At 67.2% G+C, this 21996-nt stretch carries 24 protein-coding genes and 1 pseudogene; 15 read left to right on the top strand and 10 right to left on the bottom strand.

From position 1 onward, the window contains the following. Positions 1 to 325: 325 nt before the first annotated feature. The 6 genes from IEX71_RS03065 (at position 326) to IEX71_RS03090 (ending at position 5585) form a co-directional block, all read left to right on the top strand. Positions 326 to 850 (top strand): DUF5994 family protein, encoded by a 525-nt coding sequence (locus tag IEX71_RS03065; RefSeq protein ID WP_188835464.1) that lies wholly within the window; start codon positions 326 to 328, stop codon positions 848 to 850. Positions 851 to 867: 17 nt separating this feature from the next. Next, positions 868 to 1920 (top strand): fatty acid desaturase family protein, encoded by a 1053-nt coding sequence (locus IEX71_RS03070; protein ID WP_188835465.1) that lies wholly within the window; start codon positions 868 to 870, stop codon positions 1918 to 1920. Positions 1921 to 1964: 44 nt separating this feature from the next. Next, on the top strand, positions 1965 to 2324 hold the full coding sequence (locus tag IEX71_RS03075) for a hypothetical protein (protein ID WP_188835466.1): 360 nt from the start codon (positions 1965 to 1967) through the stop codon (positions 2322 to 2324). Between the two features lie 115 nt (positions 2325 to 2439). Further along, a complete protein-coding gene (locus IEX71_RS03080) occupies positions 2440 to 3666 on the top strand; it encodes a L,D-transpeptidase (protein WP_188835467.1) in 1227 nt (408 codons plus the stop codon). Positions 3667 to 3708: 42 nt separating this feature from the next. Next, positions 3709 to 4842, top strand: coding sequence for a serpin family protein (locus IEX71_RS03085; RefSeq protein WP_188835468.1), 1134 nt, complete (start codon positions 3709 to 3711; stop codon positions 4840 to 4842). Continuing rightward, positions 4839 to 5585, top strand: a complete 747-nt coding sequence (locus IEX71_RS03090; protein ID WP_188835469.1) for a uracil-DNA glycosylase — start codon at positions 4839 to 4841, stop codon at positions 5583 to 5585. The genes IEX71_RS03085 and IEX71_RS03090 overlap by 4 nt, the downstream gene beginning before the upstream one ends. A 49-nt stretch (positions 5586 to 5634) precedes the next feature. On the opposite strand, the gene IEX71_RS03095 is transcribed toward IEX71_RS03090, so the two are convergent. After that, positions 5635 to 6378, bottom strand: coding sequence for an MBL fold metallo-hydrolase (locus IEX71_RS03095; RefSeq protein WP_188835470.1), 744 nt, complete (start codon positions 6376 to 6378; stop codon positions 5635 to 5637). 232 nt (positions 6379 to 6610) lie between these two features. Between IEX71_RS03095 and IEX71_RS03100 the strand changes: the two genes are divergently transcribed. Both IEX71_RS03100 and IEX71_RS03105 read left to right on the top strand, forming a co-directional pair. After that, entirely contained in the window at positions 6611 to 7108 is a 498-nt protein-coding gene (locus IEX71_RS03100; protein WP_188835471.1) for a hypothetical protein, read from the top strand. Between the two features lie 133 nt (positions 7109 to 7241). Then, positions 7242 to 7460, top strand: a complete 219-nt coding sequence (locus IEX71_RS03105) for a hypothetical protein (protein WP_188835472.1) — start codon at positions 7242 to 7244, stop codon at positions 7458 to 7460. 119 nt (positions 7461 to 7579) lie between these two features. Here the strand turns inward: IEX71_RS03105 and IEX71_RS03110 are convergent. Together IEX71_RS03110 and IEX71_RS22385 are read right to left on the bottom strand one after the other, a co-directional pair. Then, positions 7580 to 8203, bottom strand: a pseudogene (locus IEX71_RS03110) (alpha/beta fold hydrolase); the annotation flags it as partial. Beyond that, the gene (locus IEX71_RS22385) at positions 8157 to 8282 is read right to left on the bottom strand and encodes a hypothetical protein (protein ID WP_229749478.1); all 126 of its coding nucleotides are present in this window, start codon (positions 8280 to 8282) and stop codon (positions 8157 to 8159) included. The pseudogene IEX71_RS03110 and the gene IEX71_RS22385, both read right to left, overlap by 47 nt. Here IEX71_RS22385 and IEX71_RS22390 point away from each other — a divergent pair. Then, entirely contained in the window at positions 8227 to 8637 is a 411-nt protein-coding gene (locus IEX71_RS22390; protein WP_229749485.1) for a hypothetical protein, read from the top strand. The two genes, IEX71_RS22385 and IEX71_RS22390, sit on opposite strands and share 56 nt — an antisense overlap. 347 nt (positions 8638 to 8984) lie before the next feature. Here the strand turns inward: IEX71_RS22390 and glnA are convergent, their stop codons facing one another. After that, entirely contained in the window at positions 8985 to 10409 is a 1425-nt protein-coding gene (gene glnA / locus IEX71_RS03120; RefSeq protein ID WP_188835473.1) for a type I glutamate--ammonia ligase, read from the bottom strand. A gap of 287 nt (positions 10410 to 10696) precedes the next feature. Between glnA and IEX71_RS03125 the strand changes: the two genes are divergently transcribed. Further along, positions 10697 to 11134 carry an RDD family protein gene (locus IEX71_RS03125; protein ID WP_229749413.1) on the top strand — a complete coding sequence of 146 codons (438 nt, stop codon included), beginning with the start codon at positions 10697 to 10699 and terminating at the stop codon, positions 11132 to 11134. Positions 11135 to 11137: 3 nt separating this feature from the next. On the opposite strand, the gene IEX71_RS03130 is transcribed toward IEX71_RS03125, so the two are convergent. The 3 genes from IEX71_RS03130 to lipA all read right to left on the bottom strand — a co-directional run bounded on the left by IEX71_RS03130 (position 11138) and on the right by lipA (position 13775). After that, the gene (locus IEX71_RS03130; RefSeq protein WP_188835474.1) at positions 11138 to 11674 is read right to left on the bottom strand and encodes an OsmC family protein; all 537 of its coding nucleotides are present in this window, start codon (positions 11672 to 11674) and stop codon (positions 11138 to 11140) included. A 259-nt stretch (positions 11675 to 11933) separates the two neighbouring features. Then, on the bottom strand, positions 11934 to 12695 hold the full coding sequence (locus IEX71_RS03135; protein WP_188835475.1) for a DUF4191 domain-containing protein: 762 nt from the start codon (positions 12693 to 12695) through the stop codon (positions 11934 to 11936). A gap of 54 nt (positions 12696 to 12749) precedes the next feature. After that, positions 12750 to 13775 carry a lipoyl synthase gene (gene lipA, locus IEX71_RS03140; RefSeq protein WP_188835476.1) on the bottom strand — a complete coding sequence of 342 codons (1026 nt, stop codon included), beginning with the start codon at positions 13773 to 13775 and terminating at the stop codon, positions 12750 to 12752. 152 nt (positions 13776 to 13927) lie between these two features. Between lipA and IEX71_RS03145 the strand changes: the two genes are divergently transcribed. Next, complete coding sequence (locus IEX71_RS03145) at positions 13928 to 14314, top strand: hypothetical protein (RefSeq protein ID WP_188835477.1); 387 nt, start codon at positions 13928 to 13930, stop codon at positions 14312 to 14314. Between the two features lie 23 nt (positions 14315 to 14337). Here IEX71_RS03145 and IEX71_RS03150 read toward each other — a convergent pair whose 3' ends face one another. Next, complete coding sequence (locus IEX71_RS03150; RefSeq protein ID WP_188835478.1) at positions 14338 to 14940, bottom strand: flavin reductase family protein; 603 nt, start codon at positions 14938 to 14940, stop codon at positions 14338 to 14340. Between the two features lie 62 nt (positions 14941 to 15002). Between IEX71_RS03150 and IEX71_RS03155 the strand changes: the two genes are divergently transcribed. Next, positions 15003 to 15371 (top strand): hypothetical protein, encoded by a 369-nt coding sequence (locus IEX71_RS03155; RefSeq protein WP_188835479.1) that lies wholly within the window; start codon positions 15003 to 15005, stop codon positions 15369 to 15371. Here the strand turns inward: IEX71_RS03155 and IEX71_RS03160 are convergent. Together IEX71_RS03160 and IEX71_RS03165 are read right to left on the bottom strand one after the other, a co-directional pair. Then, entirely contained in the window at positions 15270 to 16157 is an 888-nt protein-coding gene (locus IEX71_RS03160; RefSeq protein WP_188835480.1) for a slipin family protein, read from the bottom strand. The genes IEX71_RS03155 and IEX71_RS03160 overlap by 102 nt on opposite strands. Continuing rightward, positions 16130 to 16627 carry an NfeD family protein gene (locus IEX71_RS03165; protein WP_188835481.1) on the bottom strand — a complete coding sequence of 166 codons (498 nt, stop codon included), beginning with the start codon at positions 16625 to 16627 and terminating at the stop codon, positions 16130 to 16132. Before IEX71_RS03165 ends, IEX71_RS03160 begins: the two co-directional genes overlap by 28 nt. A gap of 148 nt (positions 16628 to 16775) precedes the next feature. Here IEX71_RS03165 and map point away from each other — a divergent pair, with 148 nt between their 5' ends. The 3 genes from map to smc all read left to right on the top strand — a co-directional run bounded on the left by map (position 16776) and on the right by smc (position 21933). Beyond that, positions 16776 to 17549, top strand: a complete 774-nt coding sequence (gene map / locus IEX71_RS03170) for a type I methionyl aminopeptidase (RefSeq protein WP_188835482.1) — start codon at positions 16776 to 16778, stop codon at positions 17547 to 17549. Continuing rightward, the gene (locus IEX71_RS03175) at positions 17546 to 18031 is read left to right on the top strand and encodes a GNAT family N-acetyltransferase (protein ID WP_188835483.1); all 486 of its coding nucleotides are present in this window, start codon (positions 17546 to 17548) and stop codon (positions 18029 to 18031) included. Before map ends, IEX71_RS03175 begins: the two co-directional genes overlap by 4 nt. Positions 18032 to 18285: 254 nt before the next feature. Beyond that, positions 18286 to 21933 carry a chromosome segregation protein SMC gene (smc, locus tag IEX71_RS03180; RefSeq protein ID WP_188835484.1) on the top strand — a complete coding sequence of 1216 codons (3648 nt, stop codon included), beginning with the start codon at positions 18286 to 18288 and terminating at the stop codon, positions 21931 to 21933. Positions 21934 to 21996 lie beyond the last annotated feature (63 nt).

Below are 21996 nucleotides of genomic sequence, written 5' to 3' on the forward strand. Positions count from 1 at the left end.
TCTGGCCCGCGATGGGTTACTCGCGGACTGTTGAAGGAGTAGGGAGCGTTTCGCGGATCCGATTTACGGTGTTCCGCCTTCCCTGCGTTGTAGACGAGGCTCGCAGGTTCGAGCCCAGATGGGATGTGGCCGAGATGCGCCAGCCCCGCACGATCTACCCGTAGCTGCGCTTCGCGCGGATCTCCGTAGCCCGACACCTTTCGCAGCCGGCGCCTGCCGCCGCCGAACGGGCTCGTACCCGAAGCAATGGCGATCAGGGACCTCCTGACCGTCCGATCACCGCAACTCGATTTCGGAGTTGTTCTCGCTCCCGAAGGGGGCAGTCATGCTCGACTCACCCATCACGACGACTGAAACCGCCGATGCCGCAACCATTCCTGTAGGTCGGGTCCCGACGCGGTGGAGCCTGTCCGGCACTCGGGCGATCGGCCCGTCCGACGGTGCGTGGTGGCCGCAGAGCACCAATCTGGCAACGGAGCTGGCCGATCTCGACGTGGCCGTGCACGCAGCCCTGCACCAGCGGATCGCCCGCGCGACATACACCGAAGGCATGTGGCCGACCGGGCCACGCCGAATCCACACACCGCTGGGCACGACCAAGGTGGGGTGGTTCTCCCGGGCCCGTTACCCGGAGAACATCGACCTGTCACTCACCGGATTCACCCACTTGGTGCTCACGGTCATCCCCTCGAGCACCGACGCCGAGTTCGCCGAGATCGTTCTCGGTGACTACGGCGCCGCCCCTGTCGGACGCGATCGGAGCGTTCGGAACGGGCTCGACCGGTGGGACAACGAGGGCGGCCAACCGGCCGCGCACACGACCGCCCACTACGGGCACCTCTTCGAATAGGCCTGGAGGGCAACGAAATGACTGACCTGAGACCGACACAACTACCCGTGCGACCGCCGCCGACGGTCGTCCGGACCGGCGGCTACGGCGACCTGGCGCGGCAGATCCGCGCCCACGACCTGTTACGTCCACGACCGTGGAGCTACGCCGGCTACGCCGCGATCATCCTGGTGGCGCTGGGAGCGACCGTCGCAGTGATGGCGACCCACCGGGACTCGTGGTGGCTCCTCGCGCTGACGCCGGCCATGGCCGTGATCGCCACCCAGACCGGCTTCCTCGGACACGATGTCGGCCACCTGCAGGTCACCCGGAATGCCGGCCGCAGCAGACTCCTCGGCCTGGTGATCGCCAATCTCTTCAGTGGCCTGAGCTACGGCTGGTGGGTGCGAAAGCACAACGCACATCACGCACACCCCAACGATCTGGAGACCGACCCGGACGTCCGCGGCGGTGTCCTGATCTGGGACACGAGTCAGGGCACGTCGCGCCGTGGTGTGGCCGCCTGGTGGACGCGCCAGCAAGCACTGCTCTTCTTCCCGTTGCTGGTGTTCGAAGCCATGAACCTGCACCTCGCCAGCGTCCGTGCGCTGTTCGCGCCGGGACTACGGCTGAGGGCGGTGGAGGCAACCCTGCTCGTGACGCACTTCGCCGCTTACATCCTGCTGCTCGCCCTCACGATGACCTGGCCGCAGGCGGTCCTGTTCGTCATGATCCACAAGGGACTTCAAGGTATCTACCTTGGTTGCTCGTTCGCGCCGAACCACAAGGGCATGCCGATCCTGCAGGGCGCGGAGGCCGACGACCCGCTGCTGCGGCAGGTGCTCACCTCGCGCAATGTGCGCGGCGGTCCCGTCACCGACGCGGCCCTCGGCGGGCTCAACTACCAGATCGAGCATCACCTCTTCCCGAGCATGCCCCGCGCCAATCTGCGCCACGCGCAGCCGCTGGTTCGCGAGTTCTGCGCAGAGCGAGAGATCCCCTACCTCGAGTGCTCGGCCGTCGCGTCATACACCGCCGCGCTCAAGCACATGCATCGCGTGGGAGCCGGAAAAGCATCGGGCGACAGCTGAGAAAAGTTCGCGCGTCGGCGAGTGTTGCGTGCGACGATCGCGGTATGACGTCACGATGGTCCATCGCGTCCCGCAACTCGGTGCTCTGCATCGGCTCTGCCGAGTCGTTCTGCTCGATCGGGTCGGTCGGGTCGGCATTCTCGGTGGGGTCGGTCGGCTCCTTCGCGTCGCTGGGGTCCCTCGGTTCGGCGATGGCGATGCTGTCGACCGGCTCCTACCAGAGCAACACGGCGCTGCTGTCGGCGCAGTCGGACCGGTCGATCCTGTCCTGGCGCTCGGGCGGATCGGTGCGCGCGGCATACAGCGACCACGAGGGTGGGCATGTCGTGCCGCTGGCCGTCACCGCGATCGGCGGGGGCATCGCGGCGCTGCTGTGGTGGAAGTTCGGCGCGCGCGCCGAGTGACGATTCGGTTTCGATTCCCTGTGTGCCGCGTGCCCGGGTCGCTGATCCGGGACCTGGAGTACGTACCCTGGCGGACGTAAATTGCTCATGAGGGGGGCCTCGGGAGGGGTATGACGTGTCCGGAGAGCTGACTCGACGTGTCGTGATGGGTGGCGCGCTGGCGACGGCGCTGACGACAGGCGTCGCGGCCTGCGGCGACGGCCAGGACAAGAAGAGCCCCGGGAGGTCCCGCGCCGCTGCACCGTCCGAGACGAAGTCGGCGAAATCCACGCCGCCCGCGAAACCGGCGACCATCACGGTGGCGGGCCTGGACAAGGGTTCCGTGCCGTTCGGAGCCCCGGTGCGGCTGACCTCGTCCGCGCAGCTGAAGTCGTTGTTGGTGCAGGACGGCGACGGCGCGGACGTCAGCGGGACGCTCTCGAAGGATGGTGTCTCGTGGGTCAGCTACGGGCCGATCGCCGCGGATGCGTCGTGGTCGTGGAAGGCGGTCACCCCGGCCGGCGCCGTCAGCGACGGGAAGGTCACGTCGACTGCCGCCATACGCACCGTTCGCGCGACCGCGAACATCGGCGTCGACAAGACGGTCGGTGTCGCGGCCCCCATCGTGGTCAACTTCGAGGCGCTGGTCACCGACAAGGCCATGGTCGAGAAGCACCTGCGCGTCCTGATCCGGCCGGCAGGATCCCGGGGCGGGTGGAAGGAAGCCACCGGGTCCTGGGCCTGGCTGCCGGACAACGCACCGAACTCCACCGTGCACTTCCGCACCAAGAACTACTGGCCCGCGCACACCGAGGTGCATGTCATCCTGCCGCTGGCGCACCTGGACTGGGGTGGCGGCATCACCGGTCAGCAGGACCTCGACTGGCACTTCAACATCGGGCGCTCGCAGGTCGTCATAGCGGACGCGCGCAAGCACAACATCGTTATCTACCGGGACGGCGCGAAGGTGGCGACATACCCCGCGTCATACGGGCTGGGCTCGGACCCGATCCGCAACACCCGCACCGGGATCAACATCGTCACCGACAAGCAGCAGACCGTCGAGATGAAGTCGGAGCGCTACCACTACGACGAGATCGAGCACTGGGCCGTGCGCTTCAACAACAACGGACAGTTCATCCACGCCAACCCGGACACCGTTGCGCAGCAAGGAAATTCGAACGTCTCCCACGGCTGCATCAACCTGTCGACGGCGAACGGCAAGGCCTACTACAAGACCGCGATCTACGGCGACCCGGTCGACGTGCGAGGCACCGACGTCAAGCTCGCCAACACCCGCACCGAGCTCTACGACTGGGCGCTGTCGTGGAAGCAGTGGACGAAGTTGTCAGCGCTGACCTGACGCGCCGACAGTGTCGGCGGTGCTCGCTATGGTCGACGCACGATGAAGACCATTGACAGTGTGGATGTCGCCGCCGCCATTCGGGAGTATGGCGCCAGGGCGCGCGCGAGCCTGCACGGTGATGAGACGAGCGCGGTGTCCTATGCCGGTCTGTGGCTCCTGTTGGCGACCCTCGCACCGGTCGTCACAGACCCACAGGGATTCGGTCGGATCTGCGGGTTGACCCCGGAGGACGCGAAGCAAGCTGCGACCCGACTTCTGAAGGAGCCACATCCGACAGTCGCGATTGCACTCGGCGGGTGGCTGCGGGAGGACGTTCAGCTCTCCCGTCAGCTTCCGCTTACGCTGTCGGCACTCCCGACGCAGGATGCGCTCGACGACTGGGCGAAGCGCGAAACCCGTGGCGTGGTGGAGACCTTCCCGCTGAAGCTCGATCCCGACACGATGCTCGTTCTCGCATCTGCGCTGGTGCTCACCCCGAAGTGGAGCAGTGAAATCGCTCTTGGCGAGGACGACGACATGCTCGTCCTCCGTGACGGACTTCAGGCCGTTGTCCAGACGTCGATCGGGCCGGTTGCGGTCGCGCGGCCGATGACGGACGACGGCGTCGACGTCATCAGCGTGATCGCAGCGCCTGATGTTGCTCCCGCGAAGGTATGGGACGCCGTTGACGAAGTCGTCGCGATGCTCGACGACGGACGGCTTAGCAACAACACGTTCCCGGGCCAGTTGTCTGCCGATGAGGTCGAGCACGGCCACTCGTGGACTTGTCAGGAGACCGTGCGCCAGTTCTGTGGTAACGCGCCCGAGGAGGGAACGGAGATGTGGGAGGCGAAATTGCCCGAGTGGTCCGTCACCGACAGCCATGACCTCGGCGCGGCTCCAGGCGTCGATCTGGTGGCGCAGCCGATCCAGGCGATGCTCCCGGAGCGCTCCGATCTGAGCTGTTGCCAGAACGTCTCCGCGAAGTACGACGAGGAAGGTTTCAGCGCCGCGGCGGTGACTGCCTTCGGTCTCGCGGGCAGCGCACCGCCGATGCCGGAGTTTCGCACAATCCGGCAGGTGACCCTCACGTTCGATCGCCCCCACGCCGTCATCGCGATTGCCCGCGGGGGAGCGTGGGACCGGATCCCGTTGTTCCACGCGTGGGTCGGCCCGAAGGAGAACTGTGCATGAGTGACGAACCGGACGCGTCGAAGCTTCCGCAGGACTGGGCCGAAGCCTTGGCCAGGCATGGCTTCGGAGGAGACGTCGACGAGATTGTGGCCGAGCTCTACACGGGGAACCCGAAGGTGTTTCCGCCGCGGCACCAGGTGTTTCGGGCGTTCCATTTGACCAGCCTCGCCAACGTGCGCGTGGTGATTCTTGGTCAGGATCCGTACCCGCGCGAGGGACAGGCGAATGGCCTCGCATTCTCCGTGCCGGAGAAAGTCGACGTGCCCCGGTCACTGACGACGATCTACCGAAATCTCCGCGATGACCCCGCCCTGCAAATCGTGGAGGCATCCCACGGCGATTTGAGCGCATGGGGAAGACAAGGCGTGCTCCTGCTCAACACGACTCTCACTGTGAAGGAGGGAGCAGCTGGGTCAGCGGCACACCGCAAGCGCTGGAAGCTGTTCACTGACAGTGTGCTTCGAGCGGTCAACAATGAACAAGACCACGTCGCCTTCCTGCTCTGGGGATCTTCTGCCATCAAGAAGGCGCGGACAGTCTCGATCGATCAGCAACGTCACACGATGATCTGCTCCGCCCACCCAGCAGCGTGGACCGCGAAGAACTTGCCGCTCTTCGGGGAGAGCAGACCGTTCTCGGAGGCGAACGAGTTCCTGAAGACCAACCTCGGACTGCCGGTGAATTGGGATCTGACGGCTGCGCCCAACGGACACCAGTTGTCCGATGCCAAGCGGGAGCTGTAACTCCTGAGCTGTAGCTCCCGTTTGGCATCGACGAAACGCGACGAGCGGGTCAGCGCTGACCTGACGCGCGAGCTGCGTCCACCGCATCCAGCAGCGAGCCATGCCACACCGGCCCGTGCCCGGGGAGAACGGTGTCGGCGTCGACGGCAGCGAGCGCGTCGAGAGACGCGTTCGCCTCGTCCTGGTCATGACTGAAGAACGCCGGCAGCAACTGTGGCCCGGAGCGCGCGACGATCGGATGCCCGGTGATGAGAGCGTCGCCGGTGACGACGATGCCGGCCGCGGGAAGCGCATACGCGGTGTGCCCGCTGGTGTGGCCTGCACACGGGACCGCGACGGGGGAGCCCGGTAGGTCGAGCGCGCCGTCCGTCAGGGTGGGTTGCGCGTCCGGCAGACGGACCTCGGCCGGTGCCCCCGCACGAGCGATCGTGACCGCCCACTTCGCCACCCGCGGGCGCCAGCACCGTGACACGACATCCCAGGTCGTGGCCTGCTCGTGCCGCTCACCGCGGAGCATCGGCAACTCGCGTTCGCCGGCGTATGTCGGCAGCGGGTGCAGCCGTTGCAGAGCGGGTATGGCGTCCACGTGGTCGATGTGCCCGTGAGTGATCAGCACACCGCGGATGTCCTCGATCCGGTGACCGAGCTGCTCCACGGAAGCGACGACGCCATCGACGTCCTTGGGATACCCCGCGTCGACAAGCGTGAGGTCTCGACCCTCGCGGAGCAGCGTCCAGTTGGACGCGATGCCCTCGACGAGGAACACATCGGACATGACCTGGCGCAGTCTCATGGCAGCCATTCTCCCGAGAACGAAGGACGCACCCGGATGGCACGGCGGTATGGCGGGCGGATTTTACGGTCGCGACATGCAAGGACGCCGGTATTTGCATTCGCCGGGTCCCGCTGACGCAACCGTGCAGAGGGCCGTCCGAGTGTCCACACTTCTTGTCCAGCCGAGGACTAGTCCGCCCTCGACGCCGCTGTCCGGTCGTCGCCGGGCAGCTTCCAGGAAGGCACGATCCATGCAGAAGAAATTCCGGCTACCGCTGGGTGCAGGCGCACTGCTGGGCGCCCTCGCCATGTCCACCTCCGCCGTCGCCACACCATCACAAGCTCCCTTCACCGGACGGGAGACGATGTCCGTCGTCGGCGACGTATTCGCTTGCCAGTCAGGCGATCTCACCGTGCAGAGCGGCACGATAACGACGGTGTTCCACTCGAACGCCGACAACAGTGGGACCTACCACTTCACCGCCACCATCGTCCCCAGTGGTGTCACGCTCACAGACACCTCGGGCAACATCTACACCGTGTCGGGTGCGTCCTGGTTCGGTGGCACCACGACCGACCCCGACCCCGAGGGCGACACGATGCCGATCGTGAGCACCGAGACCGACCACTTCGTCATCCGGACTGCATCCGGGGGCGTCTACGCCAAGGTGCAGGTCGTCGGGCACATCTCCCCGAACGGGAACATGTTCGTCTTCGACCGGGGAACGTGTGAGGAGCCGGACGACTGAGTCACCTTCGCGTATGACGCGACCGTGTGAGATGCCCCGGTCCCACCGCGGAACCGGGGCAATACGGCCGTTCTGCCGACTTCGGGCACGGACGACGGTCGGGATTCTCATCTTCAGGGTCCATACTCAACAGATGACCTCCTCACCCGCACGGCGGCGACACCTGACCAGCAGTCCCTTCGCACCGACCGCCGAGGTCGAGATCGAGCACTTCGAATGTGGCGACGCCGTCTGCCACGACTCCTACGGAATGGGGCGTGTCGTCGGCCGCGAGGCCGAAGCAGTGACCGTTGACTTCCGCACCTCCACGGTGCGCGTCACCAGCCCGTTCCGGAAGATGACGAAGCTCTAGATCGGCCGCCGTCCGGCGGTAGCTGCTCGGGGAGAGTCAATACAGCTGCTGTCGGAATGCACGAAGATCGACCACTCGCCGCGCAAGCGCGCGAGACGATCACCCATCGACTGACCACGTCATACCGGGTCGCCGAGGAATCCCGCCGCTACCGGCGCGAACTTCTCGTGGAACTGGAAGATCCCGCCGTGGCCGGAGTCGGGATAGATGACCAGTTCGCTGTCCTTGATGCGCCGGTGCAGGTCCTGCGAGAGCACGGTGGGGACCATCCGGTCGTGGTCTCCGTTCGCGATGAGCGTCCGGGGCAGCGCCGAAAGGTCGTCGGGCGCGGAGCGCCCGAACTGCTGAATGGCCTTCAGCTGCGTCCGTAAGGTCTGCACGCTGACCCGCTTGTCGCGGTCAGCGGTGCGCTCGCCGAGACGCTTGATGAAGGCCTTCCCGGCCGACTTCCCGACCTCATTGCGGTTGAAGAACAGGAATTCCTTCGGGTCCGACCTGGTGACGGTCGCACGGAGAATGTCCTTGTATGTCGTGCCGACCACCTTGTCGATGTCCTTGCCGCCGCGTGGGCCGGTGCCGGTCAGCACGAGCCGGCGGACAAGACCTGGATGTTTGACGATCAGATCCTGGGCGATGAATCCGCCCATCGAGAAGGAGAAGACGTCGACCTGGTCGAATCCGAGCGCCGCGATGAACTCATAGGCGTGATCGGCTGCCGCCTCGATGGTGCTGGCCACCGTGCCGCCTGCCCTGCTCGACATACGCCATGGCGTCGATGGTGTCCGCGAAGTCGAAGGTGCGTTCGACGACGGGCCGCAGCACGCCCTCGTCATACAGGGCGGCCAGCTTTGGGTTGTTCCTCGGGTTCGGTGGAATCACGAAGGGCGGCGTCAGCTGCGGCTCTGCGTTCAAGCCGGATGCGCAGGCCGCGCTGGTGGCCGACCTGACGAACGCGATGGATGCTGATGCCGCTGGGGTGTCCCTCGGTTACAACGACCTGTCGAATGCTTCAAACGCATGCACCGACGCCACCAGCAACCGGAAGCCGATCGCATGGGGACTGACCGCACCAGGCGGGGTGCTGCTCGCGCTCGGCTGCATCATCTACCTGGCAGATCTGCAGGCGAGGCGCGAGGGAGCCAGAGAAGCCGCAAGCGCCGCGGACGACGTCGCGTAGCTGCCAATTGTGTTGCTGCGCTGTCCGGTTGGGTATGTCGCCCGCGACTCCACGACAAGCACAAGCGATCACTCCGGACGACTCCGCGGAGCCTCGGCGACATACTCGCGGGTACTTGACCGTTCGGGGCGCGTGCACGCGCTATTGGCGGCATACCCGCTGGTACTTGACCGTTGGGGGCACTTACGTGCGAAGTGCCCCGAACCACAAGGTGATTCGGGGCACTTCGGTGGTCTCGATACGCACTCGCCTAGCGAGGGGCTCAGATGTCGTACTTGATGACGACATCTTGCAGGGCTCGGCTGCGGCACACCTCGCTGGCGCTCGGCGTACGTCCGCCTCACTCCTCAGATGTCGTAGTAGAGCTCGAACTCGTGCGGGTGCGGGCGGAACCGCAGCGGGTCGACTTCGTGCGTGCGCTTGTAGTCGATCCAGGTCTCGATGAGGTCCTCGGTGAAGACGTCACCCTCGAGCAGGAACTCGTGGTCGGCCTCGAGCGCGTCCAGCACGGCCGGCAGTGAGTCGGGGACCTGCTCGATGTTGGCGTGCTCCTCCGGGGGGAGCTCGTAGAGGTCCTTGTCGACCGGCTCCGGCGGCTCGATGCGGTTCTTGATGCCGTCCAGGCCGGCCATCAGCTGGGCCGCGAAGGACAAGTAGGGGTTCGCCGACGGGTCCGGGATGCGGAACTCGATGCGCTTCGCCTTCGGCGAGGTGCCGGCGATCGGGATGCGGATGCACGCCGAGCGGTTGCGGGCCGAGTAGACCAGGTTGACCGGAGCCTCGTAGCCGGGGACCAGGCGGTGGTAGGAGTTGACCGTCGGGTTGGTGAAGGCCAGCAGCGACGGGGCGTGCTTGAGCAGGCCGCCGACATACCAACGAGCCAGGTCGGACAGGCCGCCATACCCCTTCTCGTCGTAGAAGAGTGGCTCGCCGTTCTTCCAGAGCGACTGGTGGGTGTGCATGCCCGAGCCGTTGTCACCGAAGATCGGCTTCGGCATGAAGGTCGCGGTCTTGCCGGCAGCGAAGCAGGTGTTCTTGACGACGTACTTGAACTTCATCACGTCGTCGCCGGACTGCAGCAGCGTCCCGAAGGTGTAGTTGATCTCCTGCTGGCCCGCGGTGCCGACCTCGTGATGGGCGCGCTCGACGTTGAGGCCGACGTTGCCGAGCTCGGCGCTGATGTCATCACGCAGATCGGAGAAGTGGTCGACCGGCGCGACGGGGAAGTAGCCGCCCTTGTAGCGCGGCTTGTAGCCCAGGTTGCCGCCGTCTTCCTCACGACCGGTGTTCCAGGCGCCCTCGACGGAGTCGATGTAGTAATAGCCGGCGTTGGCCTTCGTCTCGAAGCGGACGTCGTCGAAGATGTAGAACTCGGCCTCGGCGCCGAAGTAGGCGGTGTCGGCGATGCCGGTGGACTTCAGGTAGGCCTCGGCCTTGGCGGCGATGTTGCGCGGGTCGCGCGAGTAGGGCTCACCGGTGAACGGGTCGACGATCGAGAAGTTGAGGATCAGCGTCTTGTGCTTGCGGTACGGGTCGAGGAAGGCACTGGACGGGTCCGCGATCAGTTTCATGTCCGACTCGTGGATCGCCTGGAAGCCGCGGATCGACGAACCGTCGAACATCGCGCCCTCCTTGAGGGCGTCCTCGTCAAGGCTCGCCGCGGGTACGTTGAAGTGCTGCATCACCCCGGGAAGGTCACAGAACCGGACATCGACGAATTCGACGTCCTCATCCTTGATGAACTTCAAGACCTCGTCGGCCGTGGTGAACATGGATCCTCCATCGCTGTGATCTCTCGCGGGCGGCTCTGGCGCCCCGCGTCGAGCATGACCTTACGGGGTCGGCGTTTCCCGGCAATGACCCATGTGTTTCGGCCGTGTTACGCGCAAATTGGTATGACACCACCGCGTGTATGGCGAAACCCGTTGTCTCCGTGGGGGATCGGCATTCTTCCTGAAAGATTGCTGGGAGAACGAGTGGCCTGCGGAAAGTGTGTCCCATGCCACACCGAGGTGCACACCAGATGAGACTCGGCCGCCGGCGTCTACCCTGGACGCTCGTGACGACGCGTAAGCAGCCCGGTCCGGAACCGGCCGACGGATACCCGGGCGCCGCCCTGGGGATGCCGACCGGCGGAGTGGGCTCGATGGCGCGGCTCGGCCCGCGGGTCATCGCCGTCATCATCGACTGGCTGGTGTGTTCGGTGATCGCTGCCGGCTTCTTCGGTTACAGCTTCGGCGGCGGCGGCACGAGCTGGACACCACTGGCGGTCTTCTTCGTCGAGAACCTACTGCTGGTCGGCACGATCGGCTCGACCCTCGGTCACCGTGTCATGGGGATGCAGGTCACCAAGGAGTCCGGCGGTCCGGTCGGGCCACTCGCGGGTCTGATCCGCAGCGTGCTGCTGTGCCTCTTCGTCCCGGCGGTCATCTGGGACAAGTACGGACGCGGCATGCACGATCATTTCGCCGGCACCGTGCTGCGCCGCGTCCGCTGACCGTCACCGCTTGCGGACCGTGCCCTTCACGGGTGTCGCGTTCGCGAAGAGATCCTGCACCGGGCAGTGCGCCTCGACGGTGGCGAGGAGTTCGTCATACGCCTCCTGTGACTCCGGTCCGGTGATGTGCGCGGTCAGTCGCACCTCGCTGAAGCCCGGGCGGACGCTCTCGTCGACGCCGAAGATGCCGCGCACGTCCAGGTCGCCTTCGGCCTCGATCCGGATGTCGTCGATCTGCAGGCCGAGCTGCTGCGCGTAGAGCCGGTAGACCACAACCTGGCAGCCGATGAGCGCACCGAGGGCGTATTCGACCGGGCTGGGCGCCTCGTCGTCACCGGCCAGGGCGGCGGGCTCGTCGACGGTGAAAGTGTGCTTGCCAGAAGTGATTTCGGTCGCGACCGATCCGACGGCGGTGCCGCTCACGGCGTAGACGATCTTCGCATTGGCCGGGTCGGCCTCGATGCGTTTCGCCCAGGCTGTTCCGGCTTCGGTGAGGCGCTCGGCGCGGTCCTGGTCGATGCTGATGGTCGATGTGGACACATTGCCTCCATAAACGTGAAATTATGTAACTGACAACGTCACGTTATGACTACGAATAGTCCGCGGGCAAAGAACGTCCAAGACCTGATACGTCGTCGACAGCGGCGCCGGGGAGACGCAGCGCGGCAGGCAGCGGCCCGGATCGACTCAACCGCACGAACAGCCGACGGCCGCGGAGACGACGACAAAGCCGGTCGGGAACCGACGCGAGCTTGCGCGTGGTGCCTGACCGGCTTTCGAGGAGTCGAAGCAAAGAGACTCAGCGGCCGCGCATCGCCTTGCGGTCCATGCGAGGTGCGTTGCGCGGGTCCATGCCCTTGGGGATCGGCGGCTTGGCGGCGCCCAGTGCGCGCAGCCGCTTTGTGACGGCCTTCGCCTCGGCGTCGGTGAGCGTCTTGGGCAGCTTCTTCATGGTCTTGGCCAGGTCGCTGAGCTTGACGGTGTCATCGCCCTCGCCGACCCGCAGGATGTGCACCGGGACCTCGCGGCCGGCAACGCGGCTGACGCGCTTGCGCTCCGACTCCAGCAACTTGCGGGAGGAGCCGGTCGGGCCTTCTCCGATCAGCACCACGCCCGGTTTGCCGACAGCGCGGAAGACCATGGCCGCATTGGACAGCTCCGACATGCGGCGTGCCCGGCCGGCTTCGGCGGCGACCGGCTCCTGCTCGTAGGTCCAGCCGCGCTTCAGGCTCTGCAGGGCCGCGCCGGTGCCGCCGGCCCGACCCTCGAGCGAGCCGTATGCCGCGCGCTCGGCCAGCCGGCCGAACACGATGACCGCGGCGAGCAGACCGAAGATCGCGCCGAGGATCGCGGTGTAGATCCAGCTGCTCCAGATGAAGTGGAGCAGGAACATGAAGACCACCAGCGTGATGACGAACGTCAGCGCCATCCACAGCGGGATCTTGGGGTTCTGCTTCACCGACGCCTGATAGAGCGTCTTGAACTGCGAGACGCGCCCGGGGTTGTCCGGGTCCTTCGGTTTACGCGAAAAACGTGACTTCTTCTCGGGCTGCGTCGACATGCTTTCCAGGATATGTCAGCCGAGCCCGTCGGACGAAGTGCGGCCGGGCACTCTTCAGGCGCTGGCTGCGCCGGCTCGCTCGACCAGCGCTGCCGCCTCCTGGCGCGCGGGCGAACTCGCCGCCGCCGCGAGGTGGGACAGGTGCTCCGGCAACTCGCGGCCGAGCTTGGCCATCGCACCGGCATACAGCTTGCCGGCGCGGTACGACGAACGCACCAGCGGCCCGGCCATCACGCCGAGGAAGCCGAGATCGGTCGCGACGTCCGACCAGCGCACGAACTCCTCCGGCTTCACCCAGCGGTCGATCGGGTGGTGCTTGGGGGAGGGGCGGAGGTACTGGGTGATCGTCAGGATGTCGCAGCCTGCGTTGTGCAGGTCGCGGATCGCCTGCTCGACCTCGTGGTCCTCCTCGCCCATGCCCAGGATGAGGTTGGACTTGGTGATCAGCCCGGCCTCCTTGGCCATGGTCAGCACCCGCAGCGACTTCTCGTAGGTGAACGCGGGACGGATGCGCTTGAAGATCCGCGGCACCGTCTCCAGGTTGTGCGCGAAGACCTCGGGGCCGGCCTCGAAGACCTGGCCGACCAGCTCCGGTTTGGCGCCGAAGTCGGGCGGCAGGATCTCCACACCGGTGTTGGGGTTGAGCTCGTGGATCTGTCGGATGGTCTCGGCATACAGGCCGGCAGCGCCGTCCGGCTGGTCGTCACGGGCGACGCCGGTCACCGTGCAGTAACGCAGGTTCATCTCGCGGATCGACTCGGCGACGCGGCGCGGCTCGTCGAGGTCCAGCTCGGTCGGACGGCCCGTCGCGATGTCGCAGAAGTCGCAGCGACGCGTGCAGACGTCGCCGCCGATGAGGAACGTCGCCTCGCGGTCCTCCCAACACTCGAAGATGTTGGGACAGCCCGCTTCCTGGCAGACGGTGTGCAGGCCCTGGGTCTTCACCATCTGATGCAGGCCGGTGTATGCCGGGCCCATCTTTGCGGTGGTGCGGATCCAGGCCGGCTTGCGCTCGATCGGAGTCTCGGCGTTGCGCGCCTCGACGCGCAGCATCTTGCGGCCTTCAGGTGCGACAGTCACGAGATCAAGGCTACGACCCGGGGTGGGCGCCATGTCGCGGGGCTGGTTACTGGCCGGTCACCGGCCGGGGCGGGAGGGATCCGGCGAGTGGGGTCTCGCGTCATACCCGCGACTCGGTGCGGTGACCGGGTATCACCGAGGAGACATCAGGTATGACGAACCCAGCCCGACCGCCCGCGGTTCATACGCCCGCTACGGCGATTGGTCAGCGCCGGTCCGACAGCAAGTGGTTCACGGTGGATGTGGTGTGTTCGGTCGTGCTCGCGACCGGCCTGGTGGGTGTCGACTTCTTCTTCGCAGTGGGCCTGTCGCTCGGCATCGGGATGTCGGGCGACGGTTGCGGCGGCGGCTGCGTCTCGTCGGAGGCCGCCGGCGCGGCGTGGCTCATCTCGATGGCATTGCTGGTGATCGCGTTGGTGGTCGGCCTCGGCGGATTGATATGGGCAGCGGTGAAGCGGCGCGTGCTCAGCTGGTGGCCGTTGGCCGGTTACCCCATCGTCCTGGCCGCGTGGCTCGCGGCGATCGTCATCCTCGGCTGAGTCGGCGATCGTCGCCATACCGATCAGTCCGGGCGGCGCATGTCCGAGCGGGTGTCGGCGGTGATGCCGAAGTAGGTCGTCGGGCCGCCGGCGCGCATCAACGGATCAGCGGCGAGCGTGTCGAAGACGCCGCTCTCGATCAGCCGCTCGTCGATGTGTATGCCGACAACCTCGCCCACCACGAACCAGCTGCCGACGGCCGCGCCCTGCGCCGACTGCAGCGGGACGAGCTGCGTCACCCGGCACTCGAAGTTGACCGGGGACGCGGCGACCCGCGGTGCGTTGATCTCGGTGGACGGGGCGGCCTCGAGACCCGCCACCTCGAACTCGTCCACGTCGTGCGTGGTGGACGTGGCGTTCATGACCTCGCCCAGGTCACGGGTCACCAGGTTCCAGGTGAATTCCCTTGTGGCGTCACAGTTTCCGGCGGTGCCCTTCCAGCCGTTGCTGGAGAACCCGATCAGCGGCGGCGTGTAGTGCAGCGCGTTGAAGAAGGAGTATGGCGCCAGGTTGCGCCGCCCCTGCGCGTCGACTGTCCCGATCCAGCCGATCGGTCGCGGGGCGACGATCGAGTTGAACGGGTCATGGGCAAGGCGGTGGCCTTCGCTCGGGCGGTAGAAGTGCACGGGGTCATTCTGCTGGATCGAAAAGGCCGGTGCGCACGGGGCGGGCGCCATACATTCAGGGTGTGAAGGAGCGCGAGTGGACCGTGCCGCGGATCATCGACGTGATCGCGGCGGCCCTGCTCGCGCTCCCGCTGACGGTGTTCTCCTGGCTCCAGACGATCCTGCAGGTGGGCTTTCCGGGCGATCACATCGTCAACTGCGTGCCGCCGAACAAGCCGCAGCCGGGCGACGCCTGGGTGTGCCAGGGCGATCGCTTCAGGCTGTTCCAGTGGTTCGGCATCGGCTCGCTGGTGCTGTGCTTGCTGATCGTCTGGGGCGGTATGGCGCTGTCACTCCGTCGCGGCTGGTGGCTGGTCGGTTGGCCGCTGCTCGGGATCGCGTTCTTCGGGGGCGTCGTCACGCTGGGGGTCCGGGCCCTCGAGTGGCACTGAGCCGTCGTCGTCGGGCTGCTTCGTGGTGTGGCCGTTCAGCTGGTTGAGCAGTGGCTGCATGACATCCAGCGGCAACGGGATCACCACCGAGGACTTGCTGGTGCCGCCGATCTCGACGAGCGTCTGCAGGTAGCGCAGTTGCAGGGCCGTCGGGTTGCGGCTCATGACGTCCGCGGCGTTGGCCAGCTGCCTCGACGCCTGGAACTCGCCCTCGGCGTTGATGACCTTGGCGCGGCGCTCGCGCTCCGCCTCCGCCTGCCGCGCGATGGCTCGCTGCATGCTCGCCGGGATCTCGACGTCCTTGATCTCGACGACCGACACCTTCACGCCCCACGGCTCGGTCTGTTGGTCGATGACCTTCTGCAGGTCCTCGTTCAGCCGCTCGCGCTCGGACAACAACGTGTCCAGTTCGGCCTTGCCGAGCACGGCGCGCAGCGATGTCTGGGCGATCTGGGTGGTGGCCGCCAGGAAGTTCTCGACCTCGACGATCGCGTGATTGGCGTCCATCACCCGGAAGTAGGCCACCGCCGTGACACGGACCGGGACGTTGTCGCGGGTGATGATGTCCTGCGCCGGCACATTGAGGGTCACGATGCGCAGGTCGACCCGCACCATGCGATCGACGACCGGGATCAGCAGCGCGAGACCCGGTTCCTTGAGGGTCACGAGCCGGCCGAGCCGGAAGATGACACCGCGCTCGTATTCGCGCAGGATCCGCACCGACGAGCCGAGCAGCGCGACGAGGATGAACCCCAGGATCACAACGAGAGTGATGATGGCTTCCATACCGGCTTCACCTCCCAGGCGTGCGGGCGGCGGACGGACACGGACAATCCGTCGAGCTCGGTGACGATGACGGTGTCACCCGGGACGGGCATCGGTTCTTCCCAGCCGAACGCCGGCTCGGCGTTCCACAACGCGCCGTCGGCCATCACGCGACCCGCGTTGCCGGACCATGTCTTGACGACCGCCTTACGGCCGATCAGCGCCTCGGGGCCGGTCTGCAACTCCTGGCTGCCCGCGACGATCACTTCGCGCGCAATCACCAGCATGGTCACCAGGCCGGCGATCGCCATGAGAGCGGCGACGGGGATCGTCACCCACAGCGGCGCACCCGTGGCGGCGAGGATCAATCCGACACCAGTCGCCGTGGACAGCGTGCCGGCGACCCCCAGGACCCCGGCCGTCGTGACGTGGGCCTCGACGACGACCACCGCCACCCCGATCAGGACGAGCAGCACTCCGAGCAGAACCATCTCGATCACCTCGTGGAGCAACCCAAGGTTGCCGCGTGGAGCAGATCGACCAGCAGGTTCGGCAGCCTTGTCCGTTCCCGCCTTCAGGATATCCCTCCACCTGCGGGACGATGCGGCGCGTCGCGCGCTCTCGGCATACGGTGTCCTGGTGATCGAACTCAAGACCCCTGCCGAGATCGAGGCGATGCGACCCGCCGGCCGATTCGTCGCATCCGTGCTGACCGCGCTGCAGGACGCCGCTGCTGTCGGAGTCAACCTGCTTGAGCTGGATGCGTTGGCGCACAAGATGATTCGCGACGCCGGCGCCGAGTCCTGCTACATCGACTATCACCCCAGCTTCGGCGCGATGCCGTTCGGCAAGGTGCTGTGCACCAGCGTCAACGACGCCGTGCTGCACGGGCTTCCGCATGACTACGCGCTGCGTGACGGCGACCTGCTGTCGGTCGACTTCGCGGCAAGCGTCGACGGGTGGGTCTCCGACTCGGCCCTCTCCGTGGTCGTCGGCACACCGGACCCGGAGGACCTGCGTGTCATCGAGACGACCGAGAAGGCGCTCGCGGCCGCGATCGACGTCGCGCGCACCGGCAACAAGCTCGGTGACATCTCCGCCACCATCGGGGAGGTCGCCCGCGATGCGGGCTACACGGTCAACACCCAGTTCGGCGGCCACGGTGTCGGCCGCACCATGCACGGCGACCCGCACGTGGCCAACGACGGCCGCCCCGGTCGCGGGATGAAGCTACGCCCCGGACTCGTCATCGCGATCGAGCCGTGGTTCATGCGCGAGACCGACGAGATCTACACCGACCCGGACGGCTGGACGCTGCGCTCGGCCGACGGCTCCCGCGGCGCGCACTCCGAGCACACCATCGCGATCACCGACGATGCGCCGGTCGTCTTCACCGACCGCTCGGCCGTATGACGCGCGAGGCGACGCCACTGCCGGGCGTCCCCGGGGTCGGAGTGACTGAAGCGATCGCGGCCGACGTGCCGGCCATCGTCGCGTTGCTCGCGAACGACATCCTCGGTCGGGATCGCGAGTCCGGCGTGAGCGACCTGTATGACGAGGCCTTCGCAGCGATCGACGCCGACCCGACCGAGCACTTGCTGGTGCTCCTGGACGAGCAGGAGTCCGTGGTCGGCACGCTGCAACTCGGTTTCGTGCGTAGCCTGTCGCGCGGCGGTGCGCTGCGCGCCCAGATCGAAGCGGTGCGGGTCTCCGAGACGCTGCGTGGCCAGGGCGTGGGCCGAGCACTCTTCACGTTCGTGATCGAGCAGGCTCGTCAGGAGGGCGCCGTGCTGGTGCAGCTGACGAGCGACCTGCAGCGCGACGGCGCCATCCGTTTCTACGAGTCGCTCGGCTTCGTGCACAGTCATGCCGGTCTGAAGCTCGCGCTGGGCTGAAGTTCCGAGCCGGCCCGGGCGGGCGTGCATAAGTCTCCCCAGGGGAGGGTTCGGTACGGACGAACTCGGGTTGTGCGTGCATAAGTCTCCCCAGGGGAGGGTTCGGTACGGACGAACTCGGGTTGTGCGTGCGTAAGTCTCCCCAGGGGAGAGCTCGGTACGCCCGTCCGCCCGTCATTGCGCGGCTCACCGCACCGCGCCAAGTAGAGTGGCCGCGATCGCCATACCAGCGCCGCAGAGGAGCCCGCCCGCTCGTGTACGTCAAGAGCCTGACCCTGAAGGGCTTCAAGTCCTTCGCCTCGGCGACCTCGATGAAGCTCGAGCCGGGCATCACCTGCATCGTCGGGCCCAACGGCTCCGGCAAATCCAACGTCGTGGACGCGCTTGCCTGGGTGATGGGGGAGCAGGGCGCCAAGAGCCTGCGCGGCGGCAAGATGGAGGACGTCATCTTCGCCGGCACCGCCGGCCGCGCACCTTTGGGTCGCGCCGAGGTGACGCTGACGATCGACAACTCCGACGGTGCGCTGCCGATCGACTACACCGAGGTGACGATCAGCCGCACGATGTTCAAGGGTGGCGGATCCGAATACGCCATCAACGGCACCTCCTGCCGGCTGCTGGACATCCAGGAACTGCTGTCCGACTCCGGCATCGGCCGCGAGATGCACGTCATCGTCGGCCAGGGTCAGCTCGACGCCGTGCTGCGCGCCACTCCGGAGGAGCGCCGCGGCTTCATCGAGGAGGCCGCCGGCGTCCTCAAGCACCGTAAGCGCAAGGAACGTGCGTTGCGCAAGCTCGACGCGATGGAAGCCAACCTGGCCCGCGTCACCGACCTGACGACCGAGATCCGCCGCCAGTTGGGACCGCTCGGTCGGCAGGCCGAGACCGCCCGCAAGGCCGCCACCATCCAGTCCGACGTACGCGACGCCCGGCTGCGGCTGCTGGCCGACGATCTTGCCCAGCTGACCAGCAACCTCGAGCAGGAGGTGGCTGACGAGACCGCGCTGCTCGAGCGTCAGCAGTCGGTGGAGAAGTCGCTCGCCGCGGCCAAGGCGCGGCTGGAGCAACTGGAACGCGAGACCGCGCAGATCTCACCGGCGCTGACCAAGACGCAGGAGCAGTGGTTCGGCCTCTCCTCGCTCAAGGAGCGGATCGAGGCGACCGCGACCCTGGCCGCCGAGCGGGTGCGACTGCTGTCCGAGGACGACCAGCACGAGGAGTCGCGCACCGGCCGCAGCCCCGAGCAGTTGCAGCAACAGGCCGCGAAGGTCCACGACGAGCACGACCAGCTGCAGCAGCAGATCGCGCAGGCGCAGGTCGCCCTGGAGCAGGCCAGCGAACGCCGCGCCGACCTCGAGCAGGCACACCAGGCGGAGCAGCAACGGCTGACCAAACTCGCGCGCGCCGCAGCCGACCGGCGGGAGGGTCTGGCCAAGTTGGAGGGTCAGGTCGGCGCTCGCCGCAGCCGCACCGAGGCACGCGAGTCGGAGCTCGGCCGCCTCACCGCGAGTATGGCGGAGGTCGTCGAGCGATCCACGCGCGCTGAGAAGGAATTCGCGGCCCTCGAGGCGACCATCGCCCAGGACGAGGCCGGCGAGGAAGACCTCGACACGGCATACGAGCAAGCGCAGCAGAAACTCGACGAGGTCAAGGAGGCATTCGAGGCCGCCCGCGAGGAGGAGCGCGCCGCCGAGCGCGACCGCACCGGCCAGCAGGCCCGGCTCGAGGCGCTGGAGCTGAGCCTGCGCCGCAAGGACGGCGCTGCACACCTACTCGGAGCGGAGGGTGCCAGCGGACTGCGCGGCTCGGTCTCCGAGCTGGTGTCCGTCGAGCCCGGACATGAGGCCGCGATCGCGGCGGCGCTCGGCTGGGCAGCCGACGCGGTCGTCGCTGATTCCTTCGACCAGGCCGCCGACGCGGTCCAGGCGCTGCGCACCGACGACGCCGGACGCGCGGGCATGCTTTTCCGCGGCGCGACGCCGGAGGCGACCGACACCTGGCCGGCACTGCCGACCGGCGCCCGCTGGGCGCGCGAGGTGATCGGAGCGCCCTCCGACATACAGGCGACGGTCGAGGCACTGCTGTCTCGGGTCGCACTCGTTGACTCCGTCGATGTCGCGAAAGCCGTTGTCGCACTTGGCGATCGGGTTGTCGCTGTGACGCCCGACGGTGACCTGTATGCCGCCGGTTTCGTTCGCGGTGGGTCGGCGGGAGCACCCAGCATGCTCGAGATCCAGTCCGCGGTCGACGAAACGCGGGAGCGGGTCGGGCAGGCGACCCACCGGCGGGAGAAGGCGCAGTTCGCCGCCGAGCAGGCCAAGGCGAAAGCCGTGGAGCTCAGCGCCGACGTCGACGCCGCGCTGGATCGCCTCAACGAGTCCGACGCCCGGATGTCCGCCGTCGCCGAGCAGCTGAGCCAGCTCGGCCAGGTGATGCGCGGCGCCAGGGCGGAGCGTGAGCGGCTGCAGTTGCAGCACGCCGAGGCGGAGAAGCAGTTGGCCGCCGGCCGCGAGGAGCTGGTCGACCTCGAGGCGCGCCTGGCCGCCGCGCTGGAGGAGCCGTCCGAGGAGGAGCCGACCACCGACGAGCGCGACCGGTTGGCCGCCGAAGCCGCCGCCGCGCGCAGCGCCGAGACCGAGCAACGGCTGTCCTTGCGCACCCGCGAGGAGCGGGCGAAGTCACTGGCAGACCGCGCGAAGTCCCTGGAGTCCGCTGCCCGTTCGGAGATCGAAGCACGCGAACGTGCGCGGGCGCGTCGGGAGCGCCGAGCGCGTGAGGCCCGGGTGGCCGCAGCGGTCCAGACCGGTGCCGGGCACGCGGTGGGCGTCGTGACACAGCTGCTCGAGGTGGCGGCCGAGCGCCGTACCGAAGCCGACCGCATCAAGGGCGAGCTGGACACCGCGTTGAAGGCGGAGCGGGCCCGGGTGACCGCGGTCGGCGACGAGCTGCGTGAGCTGACCGATACCGTGCACCGTGACGAGGTCGCCCGCGCCCAGCAACGACTGCGCATCGAGACGCTGCAGACCAAGGCGGTCGAGGAGCATGGCATCGACCCCGACGTGCTCGTCGAGGAGTTCGGCCCGCACCAGCTGATCCCGCACGTGCCCGGACCGGACGACGATCCGGACAACCTGCCCGAGCCGATCGCGTTCGTGCGCGAGGCGCAGGAGAAGCGGCTGCGGTCCGCAGAGCGCAAGCTCAGCCAGCTGGGACGCGTCAATCCCCTTGCGCTGGAAGAGTTTGCGGCGCTGGAGGAGCGGCACAAGTTCCTCACCGAGCAGCTCGAGGACCTCAAGAACTCCAAGGAGGACCTGCTCTCGATCGTCGACGAGGTCGACAAGCGGGTGGAGCAGGCGTTCAGCGAGGCGTTCGAGGACACCGCGCGGGAGTTCGAGGGCGTCTTCAGCCGGCTGTTCCCCGGCGGCGAGGGTCGCATCACGCTGACCGACCCGAGCAACATGCTCACGACCGGCATCGAGGTGGAGGCCCGCCCACCGGGCAAGAAGATCAAGCGGCTGTCGCTGCTGTCCGGTGGCGAGCGGTCACTCGTCGCGGTGGCTCTGCTGGTCGCGATCTTCAAGGCGCGCCCGAGCCCGTTCTACATCATGGACGAGGTCGAGGCCGCGCTCGACGACGCCAACCTCGGCCGGCTGATCACGCTCTTCGAGGAGCTGCGTGACTCCAGTCAGCTGATCGTCATCACGCACCAGAAGCGCACCATGGAGGTCGCGGACGCGTTGTATGGCGTCAGCATGCGCGGTGACGGCGTGACGACGGTCGTGTCCCAGCGCATCAAGGACGTGCTGCCCGGCGGCGGTGTTCAGCTGGAGACCACGCACAGCGTCACCGAGGGCAAGACGGTGGCCGACTCCGGCATACCCGTCCTGTCCTCCATGAGCTGACCCACCCCTTCGCCGAGGGGACAGCCGATGGTCGGGAGGATGCCCGATTCAGGCCGAAATCGG

It is taken from the genome of Flexivirga endophytica, from assembly GCF_014640635.1.
GTDB lineage: Bacteria > Actinomycetota > Actinomycetes > Actinomycetales > Dermatophilaceae > Flexivirga > Flexivirga endophytica.

Excerpts from the sequence above, each read along its gene's own strand:
- IEX71_RS03165 (WP_188835481.1), bottom strand. The coding sequence starts at position 16,627 with ATGGTTCTGCTCGGAGTGCTGCTCGTCCTGATCGGGGTGGCGGTGGTC.
- IEX71_RS03100 (WP_188835471.1), top strand. The coding sequence starts at position 6,611 with ATGCAGAAGAAATTCCGGCTACCGCTGGGTGCAGGCGCACTGCTGGGC.
- IEX71_RS03070 (WP_188835465.1), top strand. The coding sequence starts at position 868 with ATGACTGACCTGAGACCGACACAACTACCCGTGCGACCGCCGCCGACG.
- IEX71_RS03145 (WP_188835477.1), top strand. The coding sequence starts at position 13,928 with ATGACGAACCCAGCCCGACCGCCCGCGGTTCATACGCCCGCTACGGCG.
- IEX71_RS03135 (WP_188835475.1), bottom strand. The coding sequence starts at position 12,695 with ATGTCGACGCAGCCCGAGAAGAAGTCACGTTTTTCGCGTAAACCGAAG.
- glnA (WP_188835473.1), bottom strand. The coding sequence starts at position 10,409 with ATGTTCACCACGGCCGACGAGGTCTTGAAGTTCATCAAGGATGAGGAC.
- IEX71_RS03075 (WP_188835466.1), top strand. The coding sequence starts at position 1,965 with ATGACGTCACGATGGTCCATCGCGTCCCGCAACTCGGTGCTCTGCATC.
- IEX71_RS03085 (WP_188835468.1), top strand. The coding sequence starts at position 3,709 with ATGAAGACCATTGACAGTGTGGATGTCGCCGCCGCCATTCGGGAGTAT.
- IEX71_RS03090 (WP_188835469.1), top strand. The coding sequence starts at position 4,839 with ATGAGTGACGAACCGGACGCGTCGAAGCTTCCGCAGGACTGGGCCGAA.
- IEX71_RS03160 (WP_188835480.1), bottom strand. The coding sequence starts at position 16,157 with ATGGAAGCCATCATCACTCTCGTTGTGATCCTGGGGTTCATCCTCGTC.
- IEX71_RS03175 (WP_188835483.1), top strand. The coding sequence starts at position 17,546 with ATGACGCGCGAGGCGACGCCACTGCCGGGCGTCCCCGGGGTCGGAGTG.
- IEX71_RS03105 (WP_188835472.1), top strand. The coding sequence starts at position 7,242 with ATGACCTCCTCACCCGCACGGCGGCGACACCTGACCAGCAGTCCCTTC.
- IEX71_RS22390 (WP_229749485.1), top strand. The coding sequence starts at position 8,227 with ATGGCGTCGATGGTGTCCGCGAAGTCGAAGGTGCGTTCGACGACGGGC.
- IEX71_RS03095 (WP_188835470.1), bottom strand. The coding sequence starts at position 6,378 with ATGAGACTGCGCCAGGTCATGTCCGATGTGTTCCTCGTCGAGGGCATC.
- IEX71_RS03065 (WP_188835464.1), top strand. The coding sequence starts at position 326 with ATGCTCGACTCACCCATCACGACGACTGAAACCGCCGATGCCGCAACC.